The organism is Nostoc sp. JL31, assembly GCF_017114965.1.
Classification (GTDB): domain Bacteria; phylum Cyanobacteriota; class Cyanobacteriia; order Cyanobacteriales; family Nostocaceae; genus Nostoc; species Nostoc punctiforme_A.
This window is the reverse complement of record NZ_JABXKO010000049.1, coordinates 1-26,991: the sequence shown is the minus strand read 5'-3', so window position 1 is coordinate 26,991 and position 26,991 is coordinate 1. Positions and strand designations below refer to the sequence as shown.

The following is a 26,991-nucleotide window of genomic DNA, read 5'->3' as shown; positions in this document are numbered from 1 at the left end:
ATTTTTGCGCTTGTTAAACAAAGGTATCAGCAAACCCATGCAACTGAAACTCAGTGCATCCCGACTTCCCTTCGCCCTCCTCTTTTTAATCGCCCCCTTTTTCCTATGGGGGACGGCAATGGTAGCCATGAAAGGGGTGATACCCCATACCACACCGCTATTCATGGCAGGTGTGCGTCTGATACCAGCAGGGATGTTAATTCTGATTGCAGCAGCATTCATGGGTAAACCCCAGCCGAAGGGTTGGGCTGCATGGCTGTGGATTACCTTATTTGCCCTAGTAGATGGAACGCTGTTTCAAGGCCTTTTGGCGGAGGGATTAGTCAAAACTAGTGCCGGATTAGGGTCTGTGATGATTGACTCGCAACCTTTGGCTGTTGCCTTGCTGTCGTTGTGGCTATTCCAAGAACACATTGGTTTTTGGGGATGGCTGGGGCTAGGCTTGGGAGTCACAGGCATTAGTTTAATTGGCTTACCTGATGAGTGGATTTTACATTTTTTCGACTCAGGCGCAAATATTACAATTGGCAACTGGCAAGATTTGTTTGCTAGTGGCGAGTGGTTAATGCTGTTAGCAGCACTATCAATGGCAGTGGGAACAGTGTTGATTCGGTTTGTGTGCCGATATGCTGACCCTGTAAGCGCTACAGGATGGCACATGATTTTGGGCGGATTGCCACTATGGGGAATTTCATCAGTTGTGGAATCCCAGCAGTGGGAGAATCTGGGAGGATCTGATTTCATAGCCTTGGGTTATGCTACCGTATTTGGCAGTGCGATCGCTTATGGGTTATTCTTCTACTTTGCCTCTAGTGGCAGTCTTACGAGTCTTAGTTCTCTCACCTTCCTGACACCCGTCTTTGCGCTACTATTCGGCAATCTTTTTCTCTCAGAAGTCCTCAGTCCGTTGCAGTGGGTAGGAGTATTTCTCACTTTAATCAGCATCTATCTCATTAACCAACGTGATACTTTAGGAGGACAAAATGACACAGTTACTGTCGGCGAGATAGCAAATATACAGGAACCAGTTTTAGAAGCATCTACTAAAAAATTGAACCCCATAAGCCTAGCAGTTAGAGAATCGGAACCAGAAATATTACCTTAGCTTGTTAAAATAATTTTTAATTAGTAATCTAAGTAGGGGATGAGGGAGAAATCAATTAAAAATTCAAAATTTAAAATTTAAAATTAAAGAACTTCTGCCTGGTTGTTGAGCGTAGTCGAAACACTGCCTCCTGCCTCCTGCCTCCTTTTTCCCAATTCTCAATTAAAAATGACAGTTAACATTTTGTCGTCTAGAAGCTATTGTGGTATCGAAAATTTGAAAAGCACCTTCAGGCTGAAACTTGCAATATGAGGTTATGCCGTTCCTCAATTCTGATATTTACCTGTTTGTCTTGCGTGGGTTTTTACCCAAATCGCTCAAGTGCAGCTACACCTAACCTAGCACCTGAAATTTTAGAACTTGCACAAGCTAGTTCAACAGTTACTGCTAGTCCAGCTGTTTTGAGATATGGTAGTCGAAAATCAGATGTGCAGAGACTACAAACCCAATTAAAGCAGTTGGGATACTACAGAGATGTAGTAGATGGACAGTATAACGCCAGTACGGAAATCGCTGTAGCTAAATTCCAGAAAGTAAAGGGTTTAAAATTAGATGGGATTGCTGGCCCGGCGACTCAGGAGAAACTGCAAGTAGCTTTGGCAGCTAAACAGCAGTTTGTCACCTCTCCAATAATTACTTCTCCAAAAGTTATCTCCCCAATAGTTACCTCTATTGCTCCGACTTCTGCAAATCCCCAAGCATCTGAGAGAGGTTTTGTCTGGTGGTTACTATTTGCTGTTGGAGTTCTAGGATGTAGTGGCGTACTTTTTTATCTGCTGAGGTCGTTTCAGAAGGTAAAGCAAGTGCAAAAGTCTGAAATATCAGAGGCTAAAAGTTTGAGTGAAGCTAACAAAGAACCGATTACACCACCGTTACTGGAGACTGTCACTAGTCTACAAACGCCTCCAACACCATTTTCCACACAATTACTGCTACCAGAAAAAACTTCCCGTCTAGCTAAACTCAATATCGTTGATGAATTAATTCAAGATTTACGCAGTTCTGACCCAACGAAGCGGCGCAAGGCTATTTGGGATTTGGGTCGGCAGGGAGATTCGCGAGCAATTCAACATCTGGTTGACCTGATAATTGATGCTGATTCTCAGGAAAGCAGCTTAATTTTGGCAGCTGTGTCAGAAATTGGCATCCGCACACTCAAACCGATGAACCGTGCTTTAGCAATTTCAATTCAAGATGAAAGTCCACAAGTGCGGCAAAATGCGATCCGTGACCTGACGCGCGTTTATGACATGATGGGTCAAATGAGTCAGATGTTGCGCCATGCGCTAGAAGACCCAGATGTCGATGTGCAAGCAACAGCACGATATGCTTTAACTCAAATGAATCGAATACGTGACTTGCCGGAGCAACAGAGTCTACAGGAAGATTCTCATAATGATTCACAATAATAGATTTTTCTTTCAATTTAAAATCTAAGTTGCGCTGAAAGCGAACTAAAGGTGTTACCTAAAATCTAAAATTCGCAGTCAATGTACTAAGCTGAATCTGCTGTCAGCTTAAAAATATTTCAACTGGATTTGGATATTGGTATCTGGCCCTGCCACTAAAAATGCTGCTTCGCTAAATCTGGGCGCTCTTGTGCGAATTTCTGGGTTGCTGGAAAATCCAAAACCTTCGCTTGGGATACCAAAAATATTGCTATTGAGAGTGCTGTCGTTATTTTGATCGTGGAAGACAGCAACGGCATAACTACCTGCTTTCAAGTTATTAAAGGTAATTGGTAAGGGATTTTCAGTAATCTTGGTACACTGCTTTTGTAAGACGCGATCGCCATCGCTAGGAAATCCTTCACTGCTAGCAAATATACTGGCACAGACTTGTCCTTTTTTATTTTTCAAGCCATCGATTTCCACAGTGAGTTTGCCGTTAAAATTTGCTTTGGCACTAAATGACCATGCCAAATTTCCCATAACTGCCAATAGCAGCATACTAACTCTTAAGCCTTTAAGCATAAAATTTTCACAAGGTAAAAGCGATCGCTAAATTATTGAAGGAGGCAGGGTAGCGCGCAGTGTAGAGCCTTGTCTGCGACACGCTTAGAGACGCTACCAAGGAGCGTCGGTAAACTTTCCTCCTGCCTCCTGCCTTTCTTAATAAAGCACTAATCAGGCAAAAAGTAGGAGGTTTTATACCACCTACTTTTCCCCGCTTGGGTAGAGAATTTTGCGGAATCAGTTCAATCAACTAATGGTGTCTTAATAGCTCATATTAAGAATATGCCAGAAGATGAACCAAAGAAATATTTACCCTAAATTCTCCCAATTGAGCTTTGTTCATCAGAAAATCCAGTTGCATCACCTTCTTTGAGAAATCCATTGTAGGCTTCCATACCGTGTTCGCCGATATCCAAACCTTCTAATTCCTCTTCTTTGGATACTCTAATACCTAAAGTCGCTTTTAGTGCCAACCAAAAAATACTACTGAGTAAAACAGTGAAGCCACCTACTGAGAGAACACCTAGCAACTGAACACCAAACTGTCCAAAGCCACCACCTGAAAATAAACCTTTTTCTGGGCCAAGTGTATACCAGGTAAAAACACCAGGGCCAACAGACCATAGACCAACTGCTAGGGTTCCCCAGATACCACAAACTAAGTGAACTGAGGTAGCCCCCACTGGGTCATCAATACCAAGTTTGTCAAAAAATGTTACAGAGAAAACTACCAGTACTCCAGCAATGAAGCCAATTACTAAAGAACTAGCGACACCTACGTAAGCACAAGATGCTGTAATCCCAACTAAGCCAGCCAAAATACCATTGATAATCATTGACAGGTCTGGTTTACCTAAGTACAACCAAGCTGTGATGGTGGCAGCAATTCCACCGGCAGCAGCAGCCATATTAGTGGTTAGAGCAATATGACTGATTGCACCAGGATCGGCAGCCATTACAGAACCTGGGTTGAAACCAAACCAACCCAACCACAGGATCAAACAGCCCAAAGTAGCAATACTCATGTTGTGACCGGGCATTGCTACAACTTGCTTGTCTTGATATTTTCCAAGACGGGGCCCAAGAAATGCTGCCCCCATCAAAGCTGCCCAGCCACCTACAGAGTGAACCACCGTAGAACCGGCAAAATCCCAAAAGCCTCTGTCTGCTAGCCAACCACCACCCCAAATCCAATGTCCGGTAATGGGATAGGCAATACCTACAAGTAAGAGGCTGAAAATTAGGAAGTCAACAAACTTAATCCGTTCGGCTACTGCACCAGAAACGATTGTTGCTGCTGTTCCAGCAAACACTAGCTGGAATAAAAACTTGGCTGCTAAAGGTACACCAGCCCAATTAATGGCACTGAAGACACCTTTATAAGCGTCTGCTGTGGCGGGACTGTTATCTACTCCTTTTAAGAAAAACCCATTCAATCCAATGAAGTCATTGCCATCACCAAACATTAAGGCAAAACCGATTGACCAAAAGGCAATGGTAGACAGAGCAAATACAATCAAGTTTTTGGAAAGAACATTGACAGCGTTTTTCTGGCGACAGAAGCCAGTTTCTAACATACAAAAACCAGCGTTCATGAAGAACACTAAAAAAGCAGCGATCGCTACCCACAGGGTGTCAATAGCAATTTTGAGTTCTGCTGTCGTTGGCGCTGCGATTGGAGTTTGGGCAACTGCGGCATAACCCCAACCCAACACAATCAGACAAGCGATAGGTAAACAAGCTTGCCAACTGGGAGAAAGTCGCTTAATCAGATTAAATAGCTTGACTTTAGAGTTGGATTGTGAATTAATATCGTAATTTCTTGCAGACAAATGCCTCTTTTTTGGTTTCGATTTTTGTTTGTACATGAATTTGAGCATCATCCTCCAAACCATCCTTAAAAAAGGGAAAAAACACTTTAAACAGAAAAAACTACCGTCCGAAGTTAGATCCAGTGGTTTTTGATATTTTTCCTTTAGACTACTTGTTTAAAAACCAGAAACTCAAATAACCTTAGTAGGAGTTTAAGAAACTATTGGCACATCTGTAAATATTTTTTATACTTCTTCGTAAGAAATTTATGATGTATTTTCTGAAATAGTCAAGTCTTCTTCACTTAATCTTTAATCTTTGAAAAAAGTTGGCTGAGAAAGTACCTAAAATTGTCTTGAATAATGTCAATAAAAAATCCGGTAGAAAGTAGCAATGAATCTGTGTAATATACATCATAACTACCGTAAAATGGCTTTTTTTAGCTAAAAATGTGATTTTTGGCTCTATTCACTATCGAGGGCACCGACTTCTGGAGTATTAGTCCGATTTTTGTCTTCTTCTGCAACAAATTGCTCGATCGCATAAACATCAGGCCATACTGACGCGCCATGTTCGTAGGCATCGATCCCAATGCGATCGGCTTCGGGATTGACGCGTAAGTGTCCCAGCGCTTTCAGACCAACAAACATTAAAAAGCTAAAGCCGACGGTGAAAACTGCGATCGCTACCACACCTAAAATTTGTATACCTAACAAATCAAAGCCGCCACCTAAAAATAACCCTGCCTTTTTGTTAAGGGTTAGTTCTGCTTGGACTAAGTTCCAAACCCAGGGACAACGATGGGGTAAGCGATCGCCCCCATAATGGCACTGTAAATTAAGTTACCAATAAAGTCGGTTATTCCAGCCATTGAACCAGTAGCGATCGTAGTAGCTGTAGCAGTAAAGGCAAACTGGAAGAAGAACAAGGTATAGGTATTAGATGGCAGATGTAGAACCTGGCGCACCCAATGTATAGCTACCATCAGCACCAGTTAGCTGACTGAGGAAAAAGTATCTATGCTAACTAACCCACCAGCACTTGTACCAAAGGCAATCCCAAAGCCGATTCCCCACCACACTAAGATGGTGACAGTGGCGTTAATAAAGTTTTCTAGTAAGGCGTTAACTACATCTCTTTGGCGGTTGAAACCTGCTTCTAACATAGCAAAGCCGGTTTGCATGAAGAATACTAAAAATCCGGTGATTAGTACCCAGATACTATCAATGGAAATTTGCAGTTTCGTTGTAGTTTCAGATAAAGACTGAATAGTGGGAGGATCTGCCGCCTGTACAATTGTCGGGGCAAAAACTGCAAACACCATTGAAGCGATCGCTAATGCCAGTAGGCGATGTGAGGGAGGAATACATTTATTCATTGGTTATTTTTTTCTGCTGTCAAAATGGTAATTGATGTTAGTAATATACTTAGCAACATCAAATAATTTAATAAAGCTAACCAAATTTAGCTTTTATTCAGCACTTTTCAGAAATAATCCTCTCATTCTCCGTATCAGTTATTTATTTTTCTGGAAACACACTTTTTCTAATATTCAAAACTTTGACTAAACCAAAACATAAACATTCCTTCACAGAAATTATGAGACTAGTATTGCAAGGCGGAATTAAAAATTAAAAATTAAAAATTAAAAATGAATACAGCATAAGGGTTTCGTTGATTTGGGATGATTGGTTTATTTCCACCGCGTTGTACTAGTTACTGATTTCACTTTGGTAAATTTATGCCCAAACGAATAAATTTGACTGATTGCCTATTTACTCAAACCAAAAAACTGTATCATAAAATACATTTTTTGGTTTTTTGTGATGAAATTAACTCATGATGCAATAAAAAAGCAACTATATCCTTTATTGCTGTGTATTTTCCGACATCATAAATTGGACAATTCTAGATGTTGTTAACTTTTTATACAAACAGTTAATTCTTTGTGACTTTAAAGGTATATCAATTGATCACTGCACTCAAAATTTTGTCTTAAAAGCAACGCAGATTTCCCACACTTATCCTGAGATAGCAGCTTGGTCGAGCTATTTATACAAGATACAGCGTTTTGCAACTACATGACTCACATAGAATTGTTACAACAAGGCTAACAAACCTAATTTCCTTAAAGAAACCGGGTTTAGAGTACCTGTAATATGGGAGACTTGGCAATATTGCCTATAAATCAGATTTAAAATGAGTAACACAATTTCGGATATTGCAGTTAAGACCATCAACGGTGAAGATAAGCAACTAAATGAGTACACCGGAAAGGTACTCTTAATTGTAAATTTAGCTTCCTTCTGTGGTTATACTTCTCAATACGAGGGCTTAGAAAAGTTAAACCAAAAGTATGGAGAAGCAGGTCTACGCATTTTGGGGTTCCCTTGTAACGATTTTGGAGCGCAGGAACCAGGAAGCAATGAAGAAATTGTGCAATTCTGCACGAGTAAATATGGTGTTACCTTTGAACTATTTGATAAAGTTCATGCCAAAGGCTCACAGCAGCATCCACTTTATGAGCGACTTACTAAAGCCGTTGAGCCAACGGGAACTGTTGCTTGGAACTTTGAAAAATTTTTAGTTAATAAGCAAGGTGAAGTAGTAGCTAGATTTAATAGTAGTGTCCAGCCAAATTCACCAGAGCTAATTACCACAATTGAGAAAGAATTAGCTAAATAGTCATTAGGTAAAAATTTCTGTACTATGAATTATTGACTATTAGCTCTGAGCTGTTAAAATTATTTACTTCCAGACAATTAATTGAGAATGTTCTCTCAATAAGTAGTTTAATTTATTTGTGTCTAATTTGTCATGAACGTTGCAATCATTGGTTGTGGTTATGTTGGTTATAAAGTTGCTCAATATTGGCAACAAGATAAGAATTTTGTTGTCAGTGTAACCACAACTTCACCTGAGCGTGTCCCTGCACTACAATCAGTATCTCAAAGAGTTGTAGTTACCTGTGGTAATGACATAGATAGTCTAAAATCAGTTTTGCACAATCAAGATGTTGTACTTTTGAGCGTTGGGGCAAAAAGTGGAGAAGTTTATGAAGAAACTTATCTACAAACTGCCCAAACTTTAGTTTCGTGCTTACAACAGATTAAGAGTGTAAAACAATTAATATACACAGGTAGTTATGCAGTATATGGTGACAGGAATGGTGTATGGGTAGATGAAGAAACACCGCTTGCACCTCCTAATTTAAATGCCCAAATTCTCCGAAAAACAGAAGATGTCTTGCTATCAGCATCTAGCGAAAATCTCCGTATTTGTATATTCCGCTTAGGAGGGATTTATGGAACTGGTAGAGAACTGTTGAAAATATTTGGTAGATATTCTGGTACAACCCGTCCGGGCAATGGTGAGGATACCACAAATTGGGTTCATCTAGATGATATTGTTGGTGCGATAGAATTTGCCCGTCACCGTCGTTTGCAAGGAATTTACAATCTGGTAGATGATGCACATCTCACCAGCCGAAACTTGCTAGATAACTTATTTGAAAAACATAATTTACCCAAAGTAGAATGGGATACATCTATCAAGAGTACTCGCCCATATAATGCTTGGGTATCCAATGAAAAGCTTAAAGAAGCTGGATACGAGTTGATTCATCCACAGATAATTTTTTAGCAAGTATTAAAAACTAGGAATTATGCAAACATCTGCTGTAGCTAACACAACTAATTTGACAGCATCTCCTAGCCAGTTTTACAGTTGGCAAAATTATCGTTGCGCCTACGAAGTTCATCAACCAATTAATACAACATCTGAAGGCGTTCCCTTACTATTAATTCATCCGATTGGTGTGGGATTGTCGCGGCGATTTTGGCAACGATTTTGTCGCGAGTGGTATAGTACAGGTCAGTGTAATTCAATTTACAACCCTGATTTACTAGGATGTGGTGAAAGTGATATGCCCCGTGTAGCTTACACTCCTAGTGATTGGGCAGAACAGTTGCAGTCCTTTTTACAAACAGTAGTCCAAAAACCGGTTATTCTAGTAGTACAAGGTGCTTTATTACCAGTTGCTATCCAATTAGTCCAAAAGGAATCAAATTTAATTGCCGGACTGGTACTTTCTGGGCCACCAACGTGGGCTTTGATGACAACTAAACCACCAGAATGGCAGGAACAATTCCTTTGGAACGTGTTAGATTCGCCTTTTGGTAGTGCTTTTTATCGCTATGCACGCACCCCAAAGTTTTTACGTTCTTTTTCGATTCGCCAACTCTTTGCTTATGAAAATGCTGTGGATGCAGAGTGGTTAAATACATTGCTTGCAGGTGCAGAAAATCCTGCTAGTCGCCATGCAGTATTTTCTTTTTTAGCAGGGTTTTGGCGAGATGATTATACTAGTTTTATTGCCTCGATTCAGCAACCAACATTAGCAGTTATGGGCGAAACTGCATCGAGTATTAGCCAAGACAATAAAAAAGAAACGCCAGATGAACGCTTGGCTCCTTATCTTGCTTGTTTGCCTGAAAGTCGAGGTATAAAAATAAATGGGCGTAATGTTTTACCCTATGAATCAACTGCTGAGTTTGTAGCAGCGATCGCTCTATTCATTAATGAAGTTTTTTAGCTGATTGATAGTTAGATTGTGCCAGTTCTCCCATGATAGGTTATGACTGACTGGAATTGATTACTAAAGGCAAGCAAAATTATGTTATCCAATCGCCGAGGACAACGAGTACCCAATGTCACTTTTCATACTCGCAATAATAACCAGTGGGTGGATGTGACAACCGAGCAGCTATTTGCTAATAAGACAGTAGTTGTCTTCTCTTTACCGGGTGCTTATACTCCGACTTGTTCATCCACTCATCTCCCTGGCTACAACGAATTAGCTCCGGTTTTCAAAGAAAATGGTGTCGATGACATTATCTGTATTTCTGTCAATGATGCCTTTGTGATGAACGAATGGGCAAAGGATCAAGAGGCAGAAAATATCACATTAATTCCTGATGGAAATGGTGAATTTACTGAAGGTATGGGTTTATTGGTAGATAAATCAGACTTGGGTTTTGGCAAGCGATCGTGGCGCTATTCTATGCTGGTTAGAGATGGTGTAATTAACCAGATGTTTATTGAACCAGAAGAGCCAGGAGATCCCTTTAAGGTGTCTGATGCTGAGACAATGCTCAGATATATCAACCCCCAAGCAGTTAAGCCCGAAGTAGTTTCCCTGTTTGCGAAAGTGGGTTGTCCCTTCTGTGCCCGTGCTAAGGAAATGCTCAAGGAACATGGCATCAACTACGAAGAAATTACCTTGGGTAAAGATATTACCACGCGATCGCTAAAAGCAGTTGCAGGTGCAACAACAGTTCCCCAAGTATTTATCGATGGTAAATTAATTGGTGGTTCTGAGGCCTTAGAAGCCTACTTCGCTGCTAAATAGGGTTGAGTAGGGTTGCAATACTGGGTAGGTTTTGCCTAAAAAAGAGAAAATTGTAGGTTGGGGAGCCACTGCGTTGGACGGGTTCCCCGGCTTGAAGCAAGTGGCGTTTGAGGAACAAAACCCAACATTTGGTGGGGTTTTTTGGGTTTCGCTATTGCTCAACCCAACCTTGTATAGTCCTATATGGAAGCAAATTAGCAAACCTGCCCCTTGGGATGAAAAAATTAGCTTGTGGATTTAACCCCTTGCACCAGTTACATAAGCAACTGTTAAAGGATGTTGAGGATGATTAAAAACCTGCTCTACAGTACCTGATTCAATCAGTTGTCCAATGCCGTCTTGTACCCAAAATAAAGCGACTCGATCTGCAATTCTCTTGGCTTGAGCCAGATTGTGAGTAACAATTAACACAGTATAGCGCTGGCGCAAACTGATAATTAAATCTTCAACAAGGTTGCTGGAAATAGGGTCGAGGGCACTACAAGGTTCATCCAGTAGTAATACTTCTGGCTGCAAAGCCAAGGCTCTAGCTATGCACAAACGTTGCTGCTGCCCACCCGAAAGAGCTAAAGCTGAAGATTGCAACCGGTCTTTTACTTCATCCCATAGTCCTACATCCTGGAGGCTGGTTTCGATAATTGGATCAATTTGGTGGCGATCGCGGATGCCATGCTCTCGCAAAGGTAATTCCAGATTCTGCCATATTGAGAAAGGAAAGGGATTGGGTTTTTGAAAAATCATGCCGACTTGACGCCGCAAGGCAATGACATTGATTTTGGAATTTACCACTTCTAAACTACCAATACGGATTCTTCCCTGAACTCGACACTTGGGAATCATATCGCTGAGGCGATTGAGGCAACTGAGCAAGCTAGTTTTTCCACAACCAGAAGGCCCAACCAAAGCCAAAATTTCTCCGGCATTGACAGCTAAGTTGACATTAGCAAGGGCTGTTTTTTGTGCGTATTGCAGAGTTAAGTTCTCAATTTGAATCAACGGTTCAGTACCTGCCAAGATGTTCTCCTCTATATCCACCAGTCCTCATCCAGAAATAACTCTGCTGTGTAACCAACGTTTTGCAATCCACGCTGCTGTGCCATTAATCAACAGCAGTAGTAATAGCAAAACCGATGCACTAGCATAAGCACTCTTATCTCCTCCTGAAACGTTCATTGAGAGATCAAAAATATGAACCGAAAGGGTACGCCCAGAATCGAGGAGTGATTGTGGCATTCGGTCTACGTAACCGCTAGTGAAAATTAAAGCCGCAGTTTCCGCAATAGCCCGACCAACACCAAGCACAAATCCTACAACTAAACCAGGAATAGCAGCAGGTAACAATATCTGAAATATTGTGGTTGTGCGCGAAAAGCCAAGAGCGGCGGCTCCTAATCTGTACTCATTAGGAACCGCTAAAAATCCTTCCTCTGTAGAGCGAATCAAGATTGGTAGCACCATACACGCTAGTGTGAGTCCGCCTGAAAGAATGGAAAACCCCAGCCCTAAAACTTTGCAAAACAAGACGTTGCCAAACAACCCGAAGACAATCGAAGGTACACCAGCAAGTACATCTAGACTGCGGCGTACTAATCTAGCGAACCAACTATCACTAGGAGTAAATTCTGCGAGTAAAACTGCTGTACCAACACCAACGGGCAGGCAAACCGTCATACATACACCAATAATTAAAACGGTGGAAACGAGAATACTGGCAATTCCACCTTCTCTACCCGCATTTTCTGGTTCACTAATCAGAAATTCCCAAGATAAATATCCGATACCGTGCCAGAGGATATCGCTGACTATCCATAAAAAGATGGCCGTAACGAGGGCGGCTGTTGCCCAAACTAAGCTTGTTGCTAGCCACTCTCTAAGAATGATACGATTATCTTTGCTTTGTTTTATCTCTGCCATTTGCCTTGACTGATAACTTCAGCGATCGCCACTAAGACCACAATCATTCCCATCAATATCAAGCCACTGACAAACAGCGCACTACGGTGATCCCCTGTGGCATACGCCATTTCTAAAGCAATATTGGCCGTGAGTGTGCGGATGGGGTCAAATAAGCTTTTTGGGGTCTGTACCACATTGCCGCATACCATCAAAATTGCCATTGTTTCACCAATGGCACGACCTGTCCCTAAAATTAAGCCTGTAAATAATCCTGATTTGGCTGATGCAAAAACTACTGTGCAGATTGTTGTCCAACGTGATAACCCTAGTGCAGCAGCACCTTGAATGTAAGAGGTGGGAACTTTTTCGAGGCTAGCATCGGCTATAAGCGCGACTGTTGGCAGAATCATCACCGCCAAAATTGCTATTCCTGCTAATAGGCTTGGCCCTGGTGGATGAATTTTACCAATCAGAGGAACTAGCACGACTAATCCCCAAAAGCCATAAACTACAGAAGGAATCCCCGCTAATAATTCAATGAGACGGCGATAGAGTTGAGCTACCATTGGCGGGGCATAGAATTGGCAAAAGACAGCAGATAAAATGCCTATAGGAGTAGCAATTAGCACTGCACCAGCCATTGCCAAGAAAGTACCCAGCAACATAGGTGAGAGATTATATAAACCTGCTGTGGGATTCCAAGAGGAGTCGGTAAAGAAGCGGGATAGTGGTATACGACTGAAGATTGGTAAGGATTCCCAAAGTAGAAAGACAACAATTAAAAGTGCGATCGCTCCTGCGGTTGTTGCTAAACCTCGTAGTATCCAAATTAACCAAACATCATTGGGCGATGGAGACAAAGTTCTGCTTTTTAACAATGTCACTTACCTGCTGTGATTGTGCAAAGTTAATAAATTCTTTCACCAGTCCTTGGGGTTCAGTTTTGATGACCAAGTTAAGCGGTCGAGAAATAGGAAAGCTCCCGTTTTGTACATTAGCTGTTGTTGCTGCTACACCGTTTACAGGTAGCAATTTGATTAGTACTTTATTGGCGGCGCTATTTTCTGCCGAGCCAATGGAAACATAGCCAATAGCATTCGGGTTTCCGGCTACAGTCTTAATTCCTTGCTCATTATCACCAATCACTACTTGTGCTTTGATGTCAGTATTTTTTAGCTTGAAGTAATGGGTAAACAATTCCAGGGTAGAACGTCCTTCGGCTTTATTAACAACTGTAATTGCCCCATCCTTACCCCCTACCTGTTTCCAGTTATTCACCTTACCTGTGTAAATATCTACAATTTGCTTGTCAGTTAGGGATGGCACGGGATTTTCTTGATGGAGAATCATCGTTACTCCATCACGAGCGATGGAAAACGCTTTTAAATCTTTTTCTTCGGGCTTTAAGGCACGGGAAACCATGCCAATATTGGCTACACCTTGACGAGCATCTGCAATACCGCGAGAAGAACCCCCTGATTGCACATCAACTCGCACACTGGAATGTTGCGATTCAAACTTTTTGCCAATTTCTGCTGCTAATGGTGCGATTGTACTTGAACCAGTAAGTACCAATTTTCCTTGTAGCCTATTTGCATCATTTGTGACTGCTTGCGGAGGTTGAGAACAACCTTGCAACCAAATGCTTGTCACTAATCCTATTGCCATCACCGAAATTTGTGAATTTTTCATCTTCTCCCTTTATTTCTTCTATAGATATTCCAGGTTTTAGTTGAACGAGAGAACACAACAGCCGAGGTTTAAAGCCTTGCCTGTAGCTACTTCGACTTCAGGGGCAAGACGATAGAGAAATGCTTTGCCATCTCGCTCCCGCACAACCAATTTGGCTCGACGCAAAACCTGTAAATGATGAGAGAGCAGACTTTGCTCCAAATGCAAAATCGCATTCATCTCTCTCACTCGCTTAGGACTGTCAATCAAAAGTTGTAAAACTGCCAAACGGGTTTCATCTGCCAGTACCTTAAGCTTGTCTACACAATCGATGCTTAAATTTGTACTATTTTGCATTGCCCTGAAAAGGATAAGTTTTCCTTATTTTCAGCATAAATAGCAACAATTAGACAGTTGACAATTAAAATTTATTAGCACTTTTTTTACAAATGAGCGTTCATATGAAATTGTATTCATGCTTAGTGTCTCATATTTGGTAACTATCCGGTTCAATCTCAATGAGGCGCAATGACCCTTTTGCCACGCTAACGCTTTAAAAGAAATCAACACCTCATCCAATAGCAAGGTTTTGTTATTTATCCGGATTGTAAACTTCGGTATTTCGATATACCATGTGTAGTATAAAAGCCGTTATAAATCCAAAATTTCAATTTTATCGTGAGCGTTCTTTTTTCCTAAGCACGTAGCATAGCCCCTTGCTCTCTGGTGAGGACATTTCTATTATTAAAACTCTGTTGTCAAGCTATTGGCATCTCGGCTCAATATAATTGTGGAAAGTAAATGTTGTGACCTTATCAGAGTTCAGGGTAACTGAAACTTTGAGAGATTTTAAAACCCTTCATCCAAATGAAGGGCTATCGCATCAGGTCAGAGGAATTATTTTACACAATTCTTGGAACAGCAGGTTAACGACTTTACTGATCAGTTTTCCCTGAATGTGTTTACCACCTAGCAACTTCTCACCTTGCTCAGTGACGTTAGCTTTGAGTGAATCGCGGTAGTTAATCAATTCCTTGGTGAGTTTGTTCTCTGGTAATCTGCCAGTTTCTATGCCAGTTAGAACGTGCTGCCACAGGCTAATTCGACACAGTGAGGAACCACTGGGTTTTTCAATTAAACCGTCTCCCGACTGTTCCAGAACAGTACCCAGGCCCAAACGCATTTTGAAAGTGTCGCGGCTGCGGTTGCGTTTAATTCGTTTAGTGTCACCGACTAATCGCTTCACGATGGTTTCTCCGTTTTGACGTTCGCGCTCGGTTTTCTTTATTTCCCGAACCTCATACTCAATAACGGGCTTCCCGTTGATACCCAAGAATGACTCAAAAGGATAAATCCTGGTGAGCAAACGCGGTTGAAAGAGATTTTAGATATCAGAAAAGTGTTACTAGGAGCAGGGGTCAACTATCAAACTTTAGGGGGATTTGTCATCAACCAGTTAGGGCATATTCCCTTGGTCGCTGAACATTTTGAGTGGGCGAGACTACGCTTTGAAGTAGTTAGTATGGATGGAAACCGAATAGATAAAGTGTTGGTTGTGCCAATGCACTCTGATTTCTAATTTGGTCTGCCCAGGGGGTTGGCTGTTGACGGTGGAATAAGCCATTGGCGTAGGTAATGTCTGACACCTGGTCGTGCAGTATGGATTGTGCTACGGAAACAAGAGTCACAACTGCCTGAAGATGAGCAACTGATGGCACTACTAACAGCACAACATCCTTTTTTTGCCCAAATATTGCTCCGAGATGAACCCAATTGAATTGGAGTCGCAGCACCTTAAAAAAGATGAACTATGTGGGCAAATATTTGATGATGAGTTAGACCTTGCTTGCGCTGTGATTGATGGCGTTAAAGCTAGGGGAGAAAAGGGCAACTATAGTACAGAGCGTATTAAATTTGACTCAAATCCTTCAAGTTAAACTTTCGTTACATAGTTATAAATTTCCCCGCCCACCTACTTAGTTGATTGAATTGTTATCAAATCTTTCCGAATTAAGTTGAATTCTATACCTAAAATAGCTTTAAAAAAATAGACTTTTTGAAATCGATCAATAAAATTATTCTACTGATATTGCTGCGATTCCAAACTTCATGCTCAACCGTATCATCAAAAACTAAGCACTTGCCTTCTTGCCAGGTTTTCGTTTCATTCCCCACCCGTATCTCACAGTCATCAGGCACAATTAAACCCAAATGACAACGAAGTACAGTATTTATATATCCCTTATGAGGAACAATATGAGTTCCAGGTGCAAGGGAAGAAAAAGTTGCTGTACTCATTCCAGAGATGGATTCTACTAATTTTGTTGTTTCTGGACATAAGCGGCAGTTATGCTCTATTTTTTTACCAAAAGAATACAAAGCAAGAATATCCCAGCCTTTATTATAAAGAAACTCTTTTTGCCAAGGATTAGAATTAAATTGTTGTAGACTATTTAACTCTTCTTTAATGAGCAGCCAGTTAGATTTCAAGCTCTCTGTAAATTTGAAATTAGTAGTTTCGTAAAACATTTTTTGATTATTTTATATTCGTTGGTTTGAAGATAACAGGGAGAGCTTTTAAACTACGAAAAGCAACCTTGTTGCGCCACTCAAGCTTGTCCTGTGACAGCTTTAACTCAGGCAATTGCTGTACAAGTGCAGTAATGGCAATTTCAGCTTCAAGCCGTGTCAATATTGCACCCAAACAATAGTGAATACCATCAGCAAAAGCTAAGTGACTATTATTAACTCGTGTAATATCAAAGGAGTCAGGGTCAGTAAATTGTGCAGGGTCGCGATTTGCAGCACCTAAAGCAACAAGAACTTTCTCGCCAACTCGAATAGTAATATCATCCATATCAACATCTTCAGTTGCTACTCTTGTAGTGATTTGGATTGGGCTGTCATAACGTAGTATTTCTTCTATAGCACTTTGGATAAGTGTTGGTTGTGATTTTAGCTGTTGCATCTGCTGTGGGTGACGTAATAGAGCAAGCATACCGTTACCTATGAGATTCACTGTGGTTTCTTCACCAGTAAAGAATAACAGCATACAGACAGATATAATTTCTTCTTCACTTAACTTTTTATCCTGTTCTTTGACTACAATCAAGGCGCTCAATAAATCCTGTTGAGGATTTTTTTGACGTTGTGCAATTAAGCTTTTAAAATAATCTGTAAACTCCAACACCACTTTATTCATGTGTTCATAATCTTCTAAAGACCTGAGTGGATCTAAAATATTAGACAGTTCATCCGACCAATGATATAGTTTAGACCAATCTTTAATAGGTACTCCTAATATTACGGCAATGACATTGCAAGGTAATGGACAAGCAAAATCGGATATTATATCCATCGAATCTGTGTGTCGAACTTTATCAATCAGTTCGTCTGCAATTTGTTGAATTTGGGGACGCAAAAATTGGAGACTTGTAGAAGAAAAGGCTTTACTAATTAGTCCTCGCAATCTAGTATGCTCAGGCGGATCTAAAAATATTAGCCATTTGTCAATAACTTGTGCAAGCCTATCGAGATTTTGATGATTCAAATAATAGCTTTTATGTTTAACATTTTTTGACATTTTATCAACACAAAAGCGAGAATCGCGCAAAACTGCTTTGGCATCAGCATAGCGAGTAAGTACCCACATTCCCCTAAAGCTTTGATGTATTGGTTCAACAGAGCGAAGACTGTGGTAAATAGGATAGGGATTTGTCCGAAATGCTGGGTCATAAGGATTGAATTTGAGAGCTTTTGGAATCCCTGATTTTTGAGCCTTATTTGTATGAGTAATTGGCTCCATTTCACACATCTCTTGTGAATATCCAAACTTGACAGAAATGACTTAGCAAGTAAAATTTATAGGTAAAGCCTTTAAGCCACGTATGACTATGCTCTTTTTTCGCTCAAGCTTGTTTGAAGCTAACTTTAAATCAGGAAATTGTTGAATTAATGTGTTAATAGCAATTTGAGCTTCCACGCGTGCTAGTGCTGCTCCTAAACAATAATGAATACTATCAGCAAAAGCAACGTGCTGATTCTGTTCTCGATTAATATTTAACTCGTCGGGTTCAGGAAACTGGGCTGGATCTCGATTAGCTGCTCCCAAACAAAGAACTATCTTTTCACCTGCTTTAATTGTTTGGTTGCCTATTTCTAAATTCTCAGTAGCGATACGGGTTAACATTTGAATTGCACTATCATAGCGAATTATTTCTTCTACAGCACTTGCGATTAATGTTGGTTCTCTTTTGAGTTTTTCCATTTGTTTAGGATATTGTAGTAATGCCAGCATTCCATTGCCTATCGTGTTACCAGTGGTTTCTTCGCCAGCTCCAAATAATAATGTGCAAATTGCCAATATTTCTTTTTGACTTAGCCTGTCATTTTGCTCTTTAGCTCTAATCAAATTACTAATCAAGTCTTCTTGTGGATCTTTTTCTCGTTCGGCAATCAGAGTACTTAAATATTCCTGAATCTTTTCTGTAGCTTTATTCATTGCTGTATACTCTTCTAGTGACACCAATGGGTCTAAAATACGGGACAAAACATTAGTCCACTGATGAAGTTGTTGTTGAGCTTCTTTTGGTATTCCCAACAGCTTACTAATTACACTTACAGAAAGTGGACTGGCCAGATCGGCAACAATGTCCATACTTCCCTGATGTCGAACCTTGTCAAGTAGCTCATCCACAATTTCCCGAATACGGTAACGCATACCCTCAACAACCACCTGAGAAAAGCTTTTACTCACCAACGCACGTAATCTAGTATGGTCTGGTGGGTTCATATAAAATAAAAATCGACTGGTGGTATAAGCAAGGGTGTTTAGATTCTTTCCTTTGTCTTGGAAATATTTGTTTCTTTCTTGTATTGATTTTGGTCTATCATCAGTACGAACACAACCACTTTTTAAAACTGCTTTGACATCAGCATATCGGGTAACTATCCAATCGCCTCCAACAAAGTATCGATGTACCGGATCTTCTGAGCGGAGTCGATGGTAAGTTGGATAGGGATTAGCGTTAAATTTAGGGTCAAAAAGATTGAATTTAAATGCTTTTTCTAGCTCTCGTTTCTCGCTATTTTGAGTACTAATTACTTTTGGATTCATACATTTTTTTTCAAACACTAACTGAAGATTGGATTGATGGTAATAAGTGATATTCCTCTACTAAGTATTTAGCTAGAGTTTCGATACTGGGATACTCCCAAAAAAGAATAATTCCCAGTTCACAACCAATCCATTGACCTAATTCACCTGTCATGCTAACTGCCACTGCTGAATCTAACCCGTATGCAGCAAAAGGTTCTTGAATATCTATCTCATCAGACGGTATATTCAGGTACAAGGCAAGATGAGAAATTAGCCAAGTTTGAATCGCTTTTTCTGTCAGGTTTGGCTTGAAATGTTTCGGATTATCTTTAAATTGATGAACATCTGAATTTTGCCCTTTTTCTGAAAGGTCTTCTACTTCTATTTCTACTTATGCTTGAAGTTGCAGTAAGTCTATTTGTTCAAGATTTGCAGTCCAATTGCCGACAATATCCAAAGTTTCATTTAGAAAACCAACTCGACAAGCATGGCGCTGAATCTTGCCGCTAGAAGTTTTCGGGATACTCGCTGTCTTTAGCAGGATAATGGCATAAACTTGTAATTGGTGCTGTTCTGACACTGCCTGACGAATAGATTTAACGATCTCATCAACATCTAATTGACGTAAGTAAGTACGCTCTATTTCTTGAGTAATAACTAGCTGTTCAACATCTTTTATCTCTACAGAAAATGCTGCCCCACAATTAGGTCGTAGTGCAGGATGGCTCTTTTGGACTGTTAATTCAATATCCTGGGGATAATGATTTTGCCCTCGAATAATTATCAAATCTTTTAAGCGACCAGTGATAAATAGTTCGCCATCAAGCAGAAATCCTAAATCTCCAGTGCGTAGAAATGGCCCTTCTTTTGTGTCTTGTAGGTGAGCATTAAATGTTTGTTGCGTTTCTTGGGGTTTATTCCAGTAGCCACCAGCTACACTCGGCCCTGCAACCCAAATTTCTCCGATTTCTCCATCCAGACAGCGAGTTAATGATTCTGAGTTGGCGATGCTCTCAAAGGGAGTTGTGCAAGATGCGATCGCAATTTTTTGGTCTAAACTACTATAACCAACACCAACAATCGCTCTGGCATCTTCTGCTTCCTCGGTAGTAGTCAAAATCTGATTCTGCTTCAAAGTTTGCTCTTGCACAAAGCGAATCAATGGTGGTGCTGTTTTCAAACCTCCAGACACAATCAAAGTTGTTTCCGCCATTCCATAACAGGGGTAAAAAGCACTTCTTTTAAAGCCACAATCTGCAAAGGTTGCGGAAAACCTCTCTATAGTTTCTGCCCGTACAGGTTCAGCACCATTGAAAGCAACCTCCCAACTACTCAAATCGAGGTGTTTACGTTGTTTAGATGTAATCTTTTCAACACATAGATCATAAGCAAAATTAGGCCCGCCACTGGTAGTCGCCTGATAGTCGGAAATAGCTTTTAGCCAGCGAAAGGGTTTTTGTAGGAAAGACTCTGGCGACATCAGTGTGACTGAGCAACTACCATATAGAGGCTGTAACACTCCACCAATCAGCCCCATATCGTGGTAAGGAGGCAGCCAAATTACACCTCGACTGTTAGGTGTATGCTCAAAAGACTGATAAATTAAAGCGGAATTATATAGTAGATTGTCATGATTCACCATTACCCCTTTTGGGTTTCCTGTCGTACCAGAAGTGTACTGGAGAAGTGCTAGAGAGTTGTTAGTAATCTCAGGAAAAAACCAATCATCTGACAATTCGTTGGGAATTTCATCAGTTGCTATACATTGTAAAGCTACTAATTCTGGTTCTTCTTTAAAGCTTTGTCCTAATTTAGTAATCACAGATGATGTGGTGAGTGCAAAAGTTGCCTGTGCGTTTTGTGCAATAGCTTGCAGTCGTGTCATCCGTTGTTTACCTCGTGGTGGATACACAGGTACAACAGTTGCACCTGCATATAAACCTCCAAAAAAAGCAGCAATGAATTCCAGTCCAGGTGAATACAGAAGTAGGACTCTTTCTCCAAAAGCCTTCATACTTTGAAGTAATGCTGCAATAGCGCGTGCTTTTTGGTCTAATTTTTCATAGGTGAAGCTAACTTTTTCTGTTTCTCCATCTATCAAAAAGGTATATGGCGCTTGATTTGGTTGTTGTATTGCCCTATAACGTAACAGGTTAACTAAAGTTGCTTCTTGTGGAGAATGTGGAAAAAATAAATCGTTATTCATAGCCTTTTGTACTTGAAATAGAATTTAGCATCGGTAAAAACAGTGAAATCACAACTAACTATTTAAACTAGCATAAATTGTCAGTAAGCTATATCGATCCCTTTGATAAATGGAGCTTGCATTTGTTTCAAAAAATTCATCGGGTAATTTCGATTTAAAAGACCCAGTTCGGATACATTTTTACCATTAGGAAGAAAGTAAGTGCCAAAAAGAATGTCCCAAATTATTACATGATTTCCGTAATTATTGTTTGATTCACTAATATTTTTGGAGTGATGCCAGCGATGTAGCTCAGGTCCACTGATAATGTAATTAAACCAGCCAAGTTTTACGTCTATATTGCAGTGCTGAAAAAATCCTTTAATTGAGTAGATCACAGAGTAAAGTGCCAGTACTTCCTTGGATACGCTCAGAAAAATGAAGGGCAAGCTATCGCACAAAAGTTGCAGCGATCTATCTAAGGGATGAAATCTCCCAAGATTAAGCCAATATAATTTGTGAACGGAGTGATGTACGGCATGAAATCGCCATAACGGAGGCCATGTATGGGCTGCACGATGTAACCAGTATCTCAAGAAATCACCAGACAATATCATAATCAAAATTTGTATCCAGATGGGATAGTTGTGCGGCCAGAAATTACTTAAGTTCAAATTATTGTTGTTGATAAAGCCGAGCAACAAACTCACTGAGAAAATAGAAAGAAAGTACGGGAGCAATACCTGTACCAACACCATAAAAATGAAGTCAGTTCCAACATCGCTCTTACTGGGCAACCACTCTTTCCGATAAGGAAGTATAAGTTCAAAAAAAGTTATTAGACCGACTCCAGCAATGATTGTAGCTACGTAACTACTAAGGAATACGTTTATGCCATAACTTTTCAGACCATAATAAATCATTAGGCCAATCGACATGACACCTGGGTAAACTGTCCATGTAAAAATATCACGAAATCTTACATTCACAAGGCTCTTTTTCTCCATTTTTAAATTAGAAATATCCAACAAATACGCTGTTTTGTAATAGAAATTGTTATAGATTTATTCTAAATCTGCTTTTTCTGCATCTCTAAAATATGGATATCTGGATTAATGATAATATTTTGAAGTAAAATCATAAAGTCTTCCAAAATTGTATTAATTGTACTTTCAAAAAATAAATCGACATCGTATTCCATCTCTCCCCAAATGCCTTTTGCTCCTGTTCCCAGATGCAGAGTTAAGTCTCGTCTTGCTCCCCTAAATGGTCTATTTTGTATGCCAACAGAAAGATGTTCTGAAATTTTCACATTCTCAGTTAATAGGGGAATCTCATTGTGAAAAATTACTACTATTGGTAGAGGAAATGTGTGAGCATTATCTGTTTTGGACAGGGGTACAGTTTCCAGAATATATTTCAAGGGTAGAGCGCTGTAGGCATACGCTTCTAAAGTAGTTTTGCGAACAAGATGGAGTACCTGCCGAAAAGTGGGATTGTTTTCTAATTTTGCTTTAATTGGAATCTGGTTAATAAAGCAACCAATTAAAGCTTCAAGTTCAGTTCGATTGCGATTGGCAACGGTAGTGCCAATACAGAAGTTAAACTTACCTGTATACTGATGCACTAGAACCTGAAAACCTGCTAACAAAAGCATGAATAAAGTACAACCTTCTTGTTTGCTGAGTGCTTGGAGTTGGGCTGATAACACTTCAGATAGTTGGAAGGGGTAAATGGCTGCTCTCAATCCCGGCACAGCAGGACGAGGTCGATCTGTTTTGATTTCAGGGACGACCAGATGCGGTGCAAGCTGTTGTTGCCAATAGCTTTGTAGTGTTGCCAGTGCCTCTTTTTGCAGCCATTGACGTTGCCAGACAATAAAGTCTGCATATTGCATTGGTAATTCTGGTAGAGGTGAGGATTTTCCTTGGGAAAATGCTTGATAGATTGCTCCAAGTTCCTGAAGAAAGATAACCATAGAAGAGCCATCTGTAATCAGGTGATGGAGAGTAATCAGCAATATATGTCGATTTTCTGAGAGTCTCAGCAGTGTGGTTCGTAAAAGCGGCCCTCGAACAATATCGAACGATTCGTGAGCTTCTTTTTGGGACAACTTTTGCACTGTTATTTGTTGTTCTGCTTGAGATAGCGATTGTCCTTCTCCTGTCAGAGACGCTGCGCGAACGGACACGCTACGCGATCGCAAATCCACCACCGACAATGGTAGATTCATCATTGGATGAATAATTTGAGTCGGTTTTTCTGCGACAATATCAAAAGTGGTTCGCAAAGCAGCGTGACGATGCACTAACTCATTCAGACTGCGTTCTAGCGCTGGAATGTCGAGATCGCCCGTAAAGTGTAGGGTGAAGGATAGATTGGCAAAGGGATTACTTGGGTCTAGTTTTATTTGAGAGTAAAATGACTCCTGAGCAAAAGACAAAGGCAAAGCAACAGCCTCTGTCCTGGTAACCATGATGGGAGCATCATCAGATTCACTTTTAAACAAGGCCAATTGGGTCTGTAATTGTTGAGCCAGATCGAGCAGGGTCATGTTTTCAAATAACGCCTCGATTGACAACTCTAAAGCAAAGTCTTTTTTTACACGGTTTACTAGTTGAATTAACATCAACGAGTCCAACCCCAAAGTATTGAGCGGTTGTTCAACATCTAACTGAGATGGAGGCAATCCCAACACTTTAGCAATTTGTTCTATCAAATATTCTTCAAGCTGTTGCTGCTGTTCTTCTGGGGATGTTGCAAGTTGCGATCGCCTTAATGAAATATTCGATTCAGGGACAAGAATTTTAGGGGTAGGTACGTCTAGAATTATGGTTTGGCTGGTCAAAGAAGATTCATATTCATCGGTGGAAAATCCAGTTTCCTGGTGATGTCGAACTAAAGTAGTGATGAGTTTTGGTAGGAGTTGCACTTCCGCTAGTGAAAATAATTCTGTTTGGGCAAGAAGTTGAACAATCTGTTCTGCTGAATCTCCCCGGTCAAATAAACTAGAAATCAAAGAACGGTGAGGTAGTGCAGATAGAGCGCTTGGTTGAGACGAGCGACTACTGCTGAACCAATAGCTTTGTCGCTCAAAGGGGTAGGTGGGTAGTCGTAGGCGATCGCGGCGATAATCGCGATCAAATCCTGACCAATTGACAGGTACTCCTAAAATGTAGAGTTGTGCCAAACTGGACAACAACTGCTGCCAGCTGAATTTCCCCGAACGTAAGCTTGGCAGCCAAGTTCCAGCCCCTTCAGGTAGACAACGCATACCCATCGACAATGAACTGGATTTGGGCCCAATCTCGACAAATACTGTAACTCCTTGCTCGTGCATAGTTTGCATACCCATTGCAAATCTTACGGGTTCACGGATCAGACTTACCCAGTAGTCTATTTTTGTTATGGCATCTGGAGATAGCTGACCTGTAGTTCCAGAAATTAAAGAAATTTGTGCGGGAGAGGGGGTATAGTCTGACTTATATTGGGCAAAATCAATCTCCAGCGATTTCATCAGCGGGGAATGATAGGCATAGGATGTGTCCCAGCGAACAGTTTTGACTTTTTGTGCTTTGAGATCGGCCACAACTGCATCAACTACCTCTTGCTGACCGGAAATTACAATTTGCGGGCCGCCATAAAAGCCAATGCCAACCTTGTCACCATAAGGTTGAATTGCAGCCTCTACTCGCTGTTCATCTGCAAACACGCCGACCATCGTCCCCTTTGAGTTTTTAGATTGGATATGCTGCTGTCCAGAGATTATTATCTTGAGTGCGTCTTCCAAACTGAACAAGCCAGCAAGATAGGCAGCCGCATACTCTCCTATGCTTATTCCCATAATGATTGTGGGTGTAATTCCCCAAACTTTCCACAATTCGCAAAGTGCTACTTGCAGTGCAAATGTTGCTATAAATAATTCTGAATCAGTATATACTTCATTGGTAGAATTTTCTGGGGTATTAGGGGAATAGAGAATATCAAGCAAAGACTTTCCCAGCAATGGTTGAGCGATCGCATTACAGCGATCAAGTACTCGGCGGAAGGTGGGTGATTGTTCGTATAGTTGCCGATCTAGTCCTAGTCTGTAGTTACTCAAGCCACTAAACAAGAATCCAATCTTAGGAATCTTTTTTGGCTTCACAAAACCACTCACTAACCCAGATGACTGTCCAAATAATGCAAACGCCTGCAAACGTTCTGCAATTTGTGTTGTGGAATCCCCAATTACAGCCAGCCGATGGTTAAATGAGGTTCTGCCAGTATTGGCACTAAAACAAACATCCGCAATTGATATATCAGGATGATTAACTAAAAACTCGTGATAACGCTGGGCTAGCGATCGCAATGCTGTTTCTGTTTTGGCAGATAGAGTCAGCAGATGTAAAGGACGATCAATCTCAGAAGACTCTAAAACCAAATCGGGTGCTGCTGCCATCACTATATGAGCGTTTGTGCCGCCAAAGCCGAACGCACTCACGCCTGCAATACAGGGGCGATCGCTTGACCAAGGTTCCAGGGTTTGCTGCACTTGTAGAGGCAGTTTATCTAATGCCACATTCGGATTTGGCTGCTGAAAATGCAAGTTCGGCGGAATCTTTCCATACTTGAGGGACAATGCCACTTTAATTAATCCAGCAATTCCACTAGCGGCCTCTAAATGCCCGATATTGGTTTTTACAGAACCAATCCGACATTTATCTCCAAAAGAGCGATTCGCTACTAAGATATTTGCCAGGGCTTTCAGTTCAATAGCATCCCCTAACAAACTTCCAGTCCCCTGTGCTTCGACATACTGTATTGAACTTGGCAAAATTCCGGTATCTTGATAAACTTGCTGTAGTAGTGTCTGTTGTGCTTGCAGATTAGGAGCAGCCAGTCCATTACTACGTCCATCTTGGTTGATTGCACTACCCCGGATGATCGCATAGATGGGATCGCCATCTGCCAATGCTTGAGACCGCAGCTTCAGCACTACAACACCAACTCCTTCACTCCGCACCAAGCCATCGGCTTGAGCATCAAATGCTCTGCAACATCCTGTAGCCGAGATCATCCCTGCATTTGTGAGGCTTGCTGTCACTTCCGGGAATAGCATGATGTTGGTGCCTGCGGCTAAAGCTAGGCTAGATTCCCGGCTACGCAAACTCTGACAGGCAAGATGAACTGCTACTAGAGAAGAGGAACAAGCGGTGTTAATTGCCAAACTCGGGCCCGTCAAGTTAAGCAGGTAGGAAATACGGTTAGCAGCAACACTGCTGAGATTGCCATTGGCTGCATAGCCATTGGTCGAGCGTGCTTCTGCCATGATTTCGTAGTAATCAGAACCGGCAATACCAACGAAAACTCCTGTTGCGCTTCCTGAGAGTTTTTGAGGGACTAACCCAGCATCTTCGAGAGCTTCCCAAGTGACTTCCAGTAACAGCCGTTGTTGAGGATCGATGCTAACGGCTTCTTGTGGGGCGATGCCAAAGAACTGTGGGTCAAATTGATCGATTTGCTCTAAAAAACCACCTTGGATAAGTTGCGTCTGTGATGAAGTGGGGCCGGGAATAAAGCAGGAATGTAGATTTTGCCGTTCGGAGGGAATAGGTGCGATCGCGTCAATTTGATTGCAGAGTAGATGCCAAAAAGCTTCGGGAGTGATTGCACCTGGAAAACGGCATCCGATCCCAATAATGGCAATAGGTTCAATATTCATAGTATTCACTCCTCAACTTGGCTGAGAATTGCATCTCAACTCTGACAATAAAATTAACAACATCTAAAAATTTCATATGAACCTATCCCACTAATAATAGTTTGTTAATCCAGATATGAATTGTAGCAAGGTCAATGAATGCGTCAAAGTAAACT

24 protein-coding genes and 2 pseudogenes are annotated in these 26,991 nt (G+C 41.0%); 8 read left to right on the top strand and 18 right to left on the bottom strand.

Going from position 1 to position 26,991, the window contains the following annotated elements; all coding sequences use genetic code 11:
* Nucleotides 1-37 precede the first annotated feature (37 nt).
* Both HWQ43_RS12660 and HWQ43_RS12655 read left to right on the top strand, forming a co-directional pair.
* On the top strand, nt 38-1,105 hold the full coding sequence (locus HWQ43_RS12660) for an EamA family transporter (protein ID WP_292733749.1): 1,068 nt from the start codon (nt 38-40) through the stop codon (nt 1,103-1,105).
* Between the two features lie 248 nt (nt 1,106-1,353).
* The gene (locus tag HWQ43_RS12655) at nt 1,354-2,514 is read left to right on the top strand and encodes a peptidoglycan-binding protein (RefSeq protein WP_292733746.1); all 1,161 of its coding nucleotides are present in this window, start codon (nt 1,354-1,356) and stop codon (nt 2,512-2,514) included.
* Between the two features lie 108 nt (nt 2,515-2,622).
* Here HWQ43_RS12655 and HWQ43_RS12650 read toward each other — a convergent pair whose 3' ends face one another.
* From HWQ43_RS12650 to HWQ43_RS12635, 4 genes and pseudogenes are all read right to left on the bottom strand, one after another.
* Nucleotides 2,623-3,078: a DUF2141 domain-containing protein gene (locus HWQ43_RS12650; RefSeq protein WP_292733743.1), complete on the bottom strand. Its 456-nt coding sequence runs from the start codon at nt 3,076-3,078 to the stop codon at nt 2,623-2,625.
* A 296-nt stretch (nt 3,079-3,374) separates the two neighbouring features.
* Nucleotides 3,375-4,940, bottom strand: a complete 1,566-nt coding sequence (locus tag HWQ43_RS12645; RefSeq protein WP_292733883.1) for an ammonium transporter — start codon at nt 4,938-4,940, stop codon at nt 3,375-3,377.
* Nucleotides 4,941-5,336: 396 nt separating this feature from the next.
* Nucleotides 5,337-5,588, bottom strand: a complete 252-nt coding sequence (locus HWQ43_RS12640) for a hypothetical protein (protein ID WP_292733740.1) — start codon at nt 5,586-5,588, stop codon at nt 5,337-5,339.
* A 59-nt stretch (nt 5,589-5,647) separates the two neighbouring features.
* Nucleotides 5,648-6,196 (bottom strand): annotated as a pseudogene (locus HWQ43_RS12635) (hypothetical protein).
* An 875-nt stretch (nt 6,197-7,071) separates the two neighbouring features.
* Here HWQ43_RS12635 and HWQ43_RS12630 point away from each other — a divergent pair.
* From HWQ43_RS12630 to HWQ43_RS12610, 5 genes are all read left to right on the top strand, one after another.
* The gene (locus HWQ43_RS12630) at nt 7,072-7,557 is read left to right on the top strand and encodes a glutathione peroxidase (protein WP_292733737.1); all 486 of its coding nucleotides are present in this window, start codon (nt 7,072-7,074) and stop codon (nt 7,555-7,557) included.
* Nucleotides 7,558-7,689: 132 nt separating this feature from the next.
* Complete coding sequence (locus HWQ43_RS12625) at nt 7,690-8,514, top strand: SDR family oxidoreductase (RefSeq protein ID WP_292733735.1); 825 nt, start codon at nt 7,690-7,692, stop codon at nt 8,512-8,514.
* 22 nt (nt 8,515-8,536) lie between these two features.
* A complete protein-coding gene (locus tag HWQ43_RS12620; protein ID WP_292733732.1) occupies nt 8,537-9,466 on the top strand; it encodes an alpha/beta hydrolase in 930 nt (309 codons plus the stop codon).
* 81 nt (nt 9,467-9,547) lie between these two features.
* The gene (locus HWQ43_RS12615) at nt 9,548-10,282 is read left to right on the top strand and encodes a glutathione peroxidase (protein WP_292733729.1); all 735 of its coding nucleotides are present in this window, start codon (nt 9,548-9,550) and stop codon (nt 10,280-10,282) included.
* A gap of 31 nt (nt 10,283-10,313) precedes the next feature.
* On the top strand, nt 10,314-10,523 hold the full coding sequence (locus tag HWQ43_RS12610) for a hypothetical protein (protein ID WP_292733726.1): 210 nt from the start codon (nt 10,314-10,316) through the stop codon (nt 10,521-10,523).
* On the opposite strand, the gene HWQ43_RS12605 is transcribed toward HWQ43_RS12610, so the two are convergent.
* The 6 genes from HWQ43_RS12605 to HWQ43_RS12580 all read right to left on the bottom strand — a co-directional run bounded on the left by HWQ43_RS12605 (nt 10,520) and on the right by HWQ43_RS12580 (nt 15,182).
* The gene (locus tag HWQ43_RS12605; RefSeq protein ID WP_292733723.1) at nt 10,520-11,317 is read right to left on the bottom strand and encodes a phosphate ABC transporter ATP-binding protein; all 798 of its coding nucleotides are present in this window, start codon (nt 11,315-11,317) and stop codon (nt 10,520-10,522) included. The two genes, HWQ43_RS12610 and HWQ43_RS12605, sit on opposite strands and share 4 nt — an antisense overlap.
* A gap of 6 nt (nt 11,318-11,323) precedes the next feature.
* The gene (pstA, locus tag HWQ43_RS12600; RefSeq protein WP_292733720.1) at nt 11,324-12,196 is read right to left on the bottom strand and encodes a phosphate ABC transporter permease PstA; all 873 of its coding nucleotides are present in this window, start codon (nt 12,194-12,196) and stop codon (nt 11,324-11,326) included.
* Nucleotides 12,184-13,062, bottom strand: a complete 879-nt coding sequence (gene pstC, locus HWQ43_RS12595) for a phosphate ABC transporter permease subunit PstC (RefSeq protein ID WP_292733717.1) — start codon at nt 13,060-13,062, stop codon at nt 12,184-12,186. The genes pstA and pstC overlap by 13 nt, the downstream gene beginning before the upstream one ends.
* On the bottom strand, nt 13,019-13,870 hold the full coding sequence (locus HWQ43_RS12590) for a phosphate ABC transporter substrate-binding protein (RefSeq protein ID WP_292733714.1): 852 nt from the start codon (nt 13,868-13,870) through the stop codon (nt 13,019-13,021). Before HWQ43_RS12590 ends, pstC begins: the two co-directional genes overlap by 44 nt.
* A 36-nt stretch (nt 13,871-13,906) precedes the next feature.
* On the bottom strand, nt 13,907-14,206 hold the full coding sequence (locus HWQ43_RS12585) for a metalloregulator ArsR/SmtB family transcription factor (protein ID WP_292733711.1): 300 nt from the start codon (nt 14,204-14,206) through the stop codon (nt 13,907-13,909).
* Between the two features lie 526 nt (nt 14,207-14,732).
* Complete coding sequence (locus HWQ43_RS12580) at nt 14,733-15,182, bottom strand: hypothetical protein (protein WP_292733710.1); 450 nt, start codon at nt 15,180-15,182, stop codon at nt 14,733-14,735.
* Between the two features lie 87 nt (nt 15,183-15,269).
* Here HWQ43_RS12580 and HWQ43_RS12575 point away from each other — a divergent pair.
* Nucleotides 15,270-15,428: pseudogene (locus HWQ43_RS12575) on the top strand (transporter associated domain-containing protein); the annotation flags it as partial.
* Here the strand turns inward: HWQ43_RS12575 and HWQ43_RS12570 are convergent.
* The 8 genes from HWQ43_RS12570 to HWQ43_RS12535 form a co-directional block, all read right to left on the bottom strand.
* Complete coding sequence (locus HWQ43_RS12570) at nt 15,367-15,642, bottom strand: hypothetical protein (protein WP_292733887.1); 276 nt, start codon at nt 15,640-15,642, stop codon at nt 15,367-15,369. The pseudogene HWQ43_RS12575 and the gene HWQ43_RS12570 overlap by 62 nt on opposite strands.
* Nucleotides 15,643-15,877: 235 nt before the next feature.
* Nucleotides 15,878-16,378 carry an aspartyl/asparaginyl beta-hydroxylase domain-containing protein gene (locus tag HWQ43_RS12565; protein ID WP_292733707.1) on the bottom strand — a complete coding sequence of 167 codons (501 nt, stop codon included), beginning with the start codon at nt 16,376-16,378 and terminating at the stop codon, nt 15,878-15,880.
* Nucleotides 16,379-16,385: 7 nt separating this feature from the next.
* Nucleotides 16,386-17,654, bottom strand: coding sequence for a cytochrome P450 (locus HWQ43_RS12560; protein WP_292733704.1), 1,269 nt, complete (start codon nt 17,652-17,654; stop codon nt 16,386-16,388).
* Nucleotides 17,655-17,696: 42 nt separating this feature from the next.
* Entirely contained in the window at nt 17,697-18,983 is a 1,287-nt protein-coding gene (locus HWQ43_RS12555) for a cytochrome P450 (protein ID WP_292733702.1), read from the bottom strand.
* Nucleotides 18,976-19,218 carry an acyl carrier protein gene (locus HWQ43_RS12550; RefSeq protein ID WP_292733881.1) on the bottom strand — a complete coding sequence of 81 codons (243 nt, stop codon included), beginning with the start codon at nt 19,216-19,218 and terminating at the stop codon, nt 18,976-18,978. The genes HWQ43_RS12555 and HWQ43_RS12550 overlap by 8 nt, the downstream gene beginning before the upstream one ends.
* Before the next feature lie 120 nt (nt 19,219-19,338).
* Nucleotides 19,339-21,153, bottom strand: coding sequence for a fatty acyl-AMP ligase (locus tag HWQ43_RS12545; RefSeq protein WP_292733700.1), 1,815 nt, complete (start codon nt 21,151-21,153; stop codon nt 19,339-19,341).
* A gap of 80 nt (nt 21,154-21,233) precedes the next feature.
* Entirely contained in the window at nt 21,234-22,160 is a 927-nt protein-coding gene (locus HWQ43_RS12540) for a sterol desaturase family protein (RefSeq protein ID WP_292733698.1), read from the bottom strand.
* Nucleotides 22,161-22,201: 41 nt separating this feature from the next.
* Nucleotides 22,202-26,836, bottom strand: coding sequence for a type I polyketide synthase (locus HWQ43_RS12535; protein ID WP_292733696.1), 4,635 nt, complete (start codon nt 26,834-26,836; stop codon nt 22,202-22,204).
* Nucleotides 26,837-26,991 lie beyond the last annotated feature (155 nt).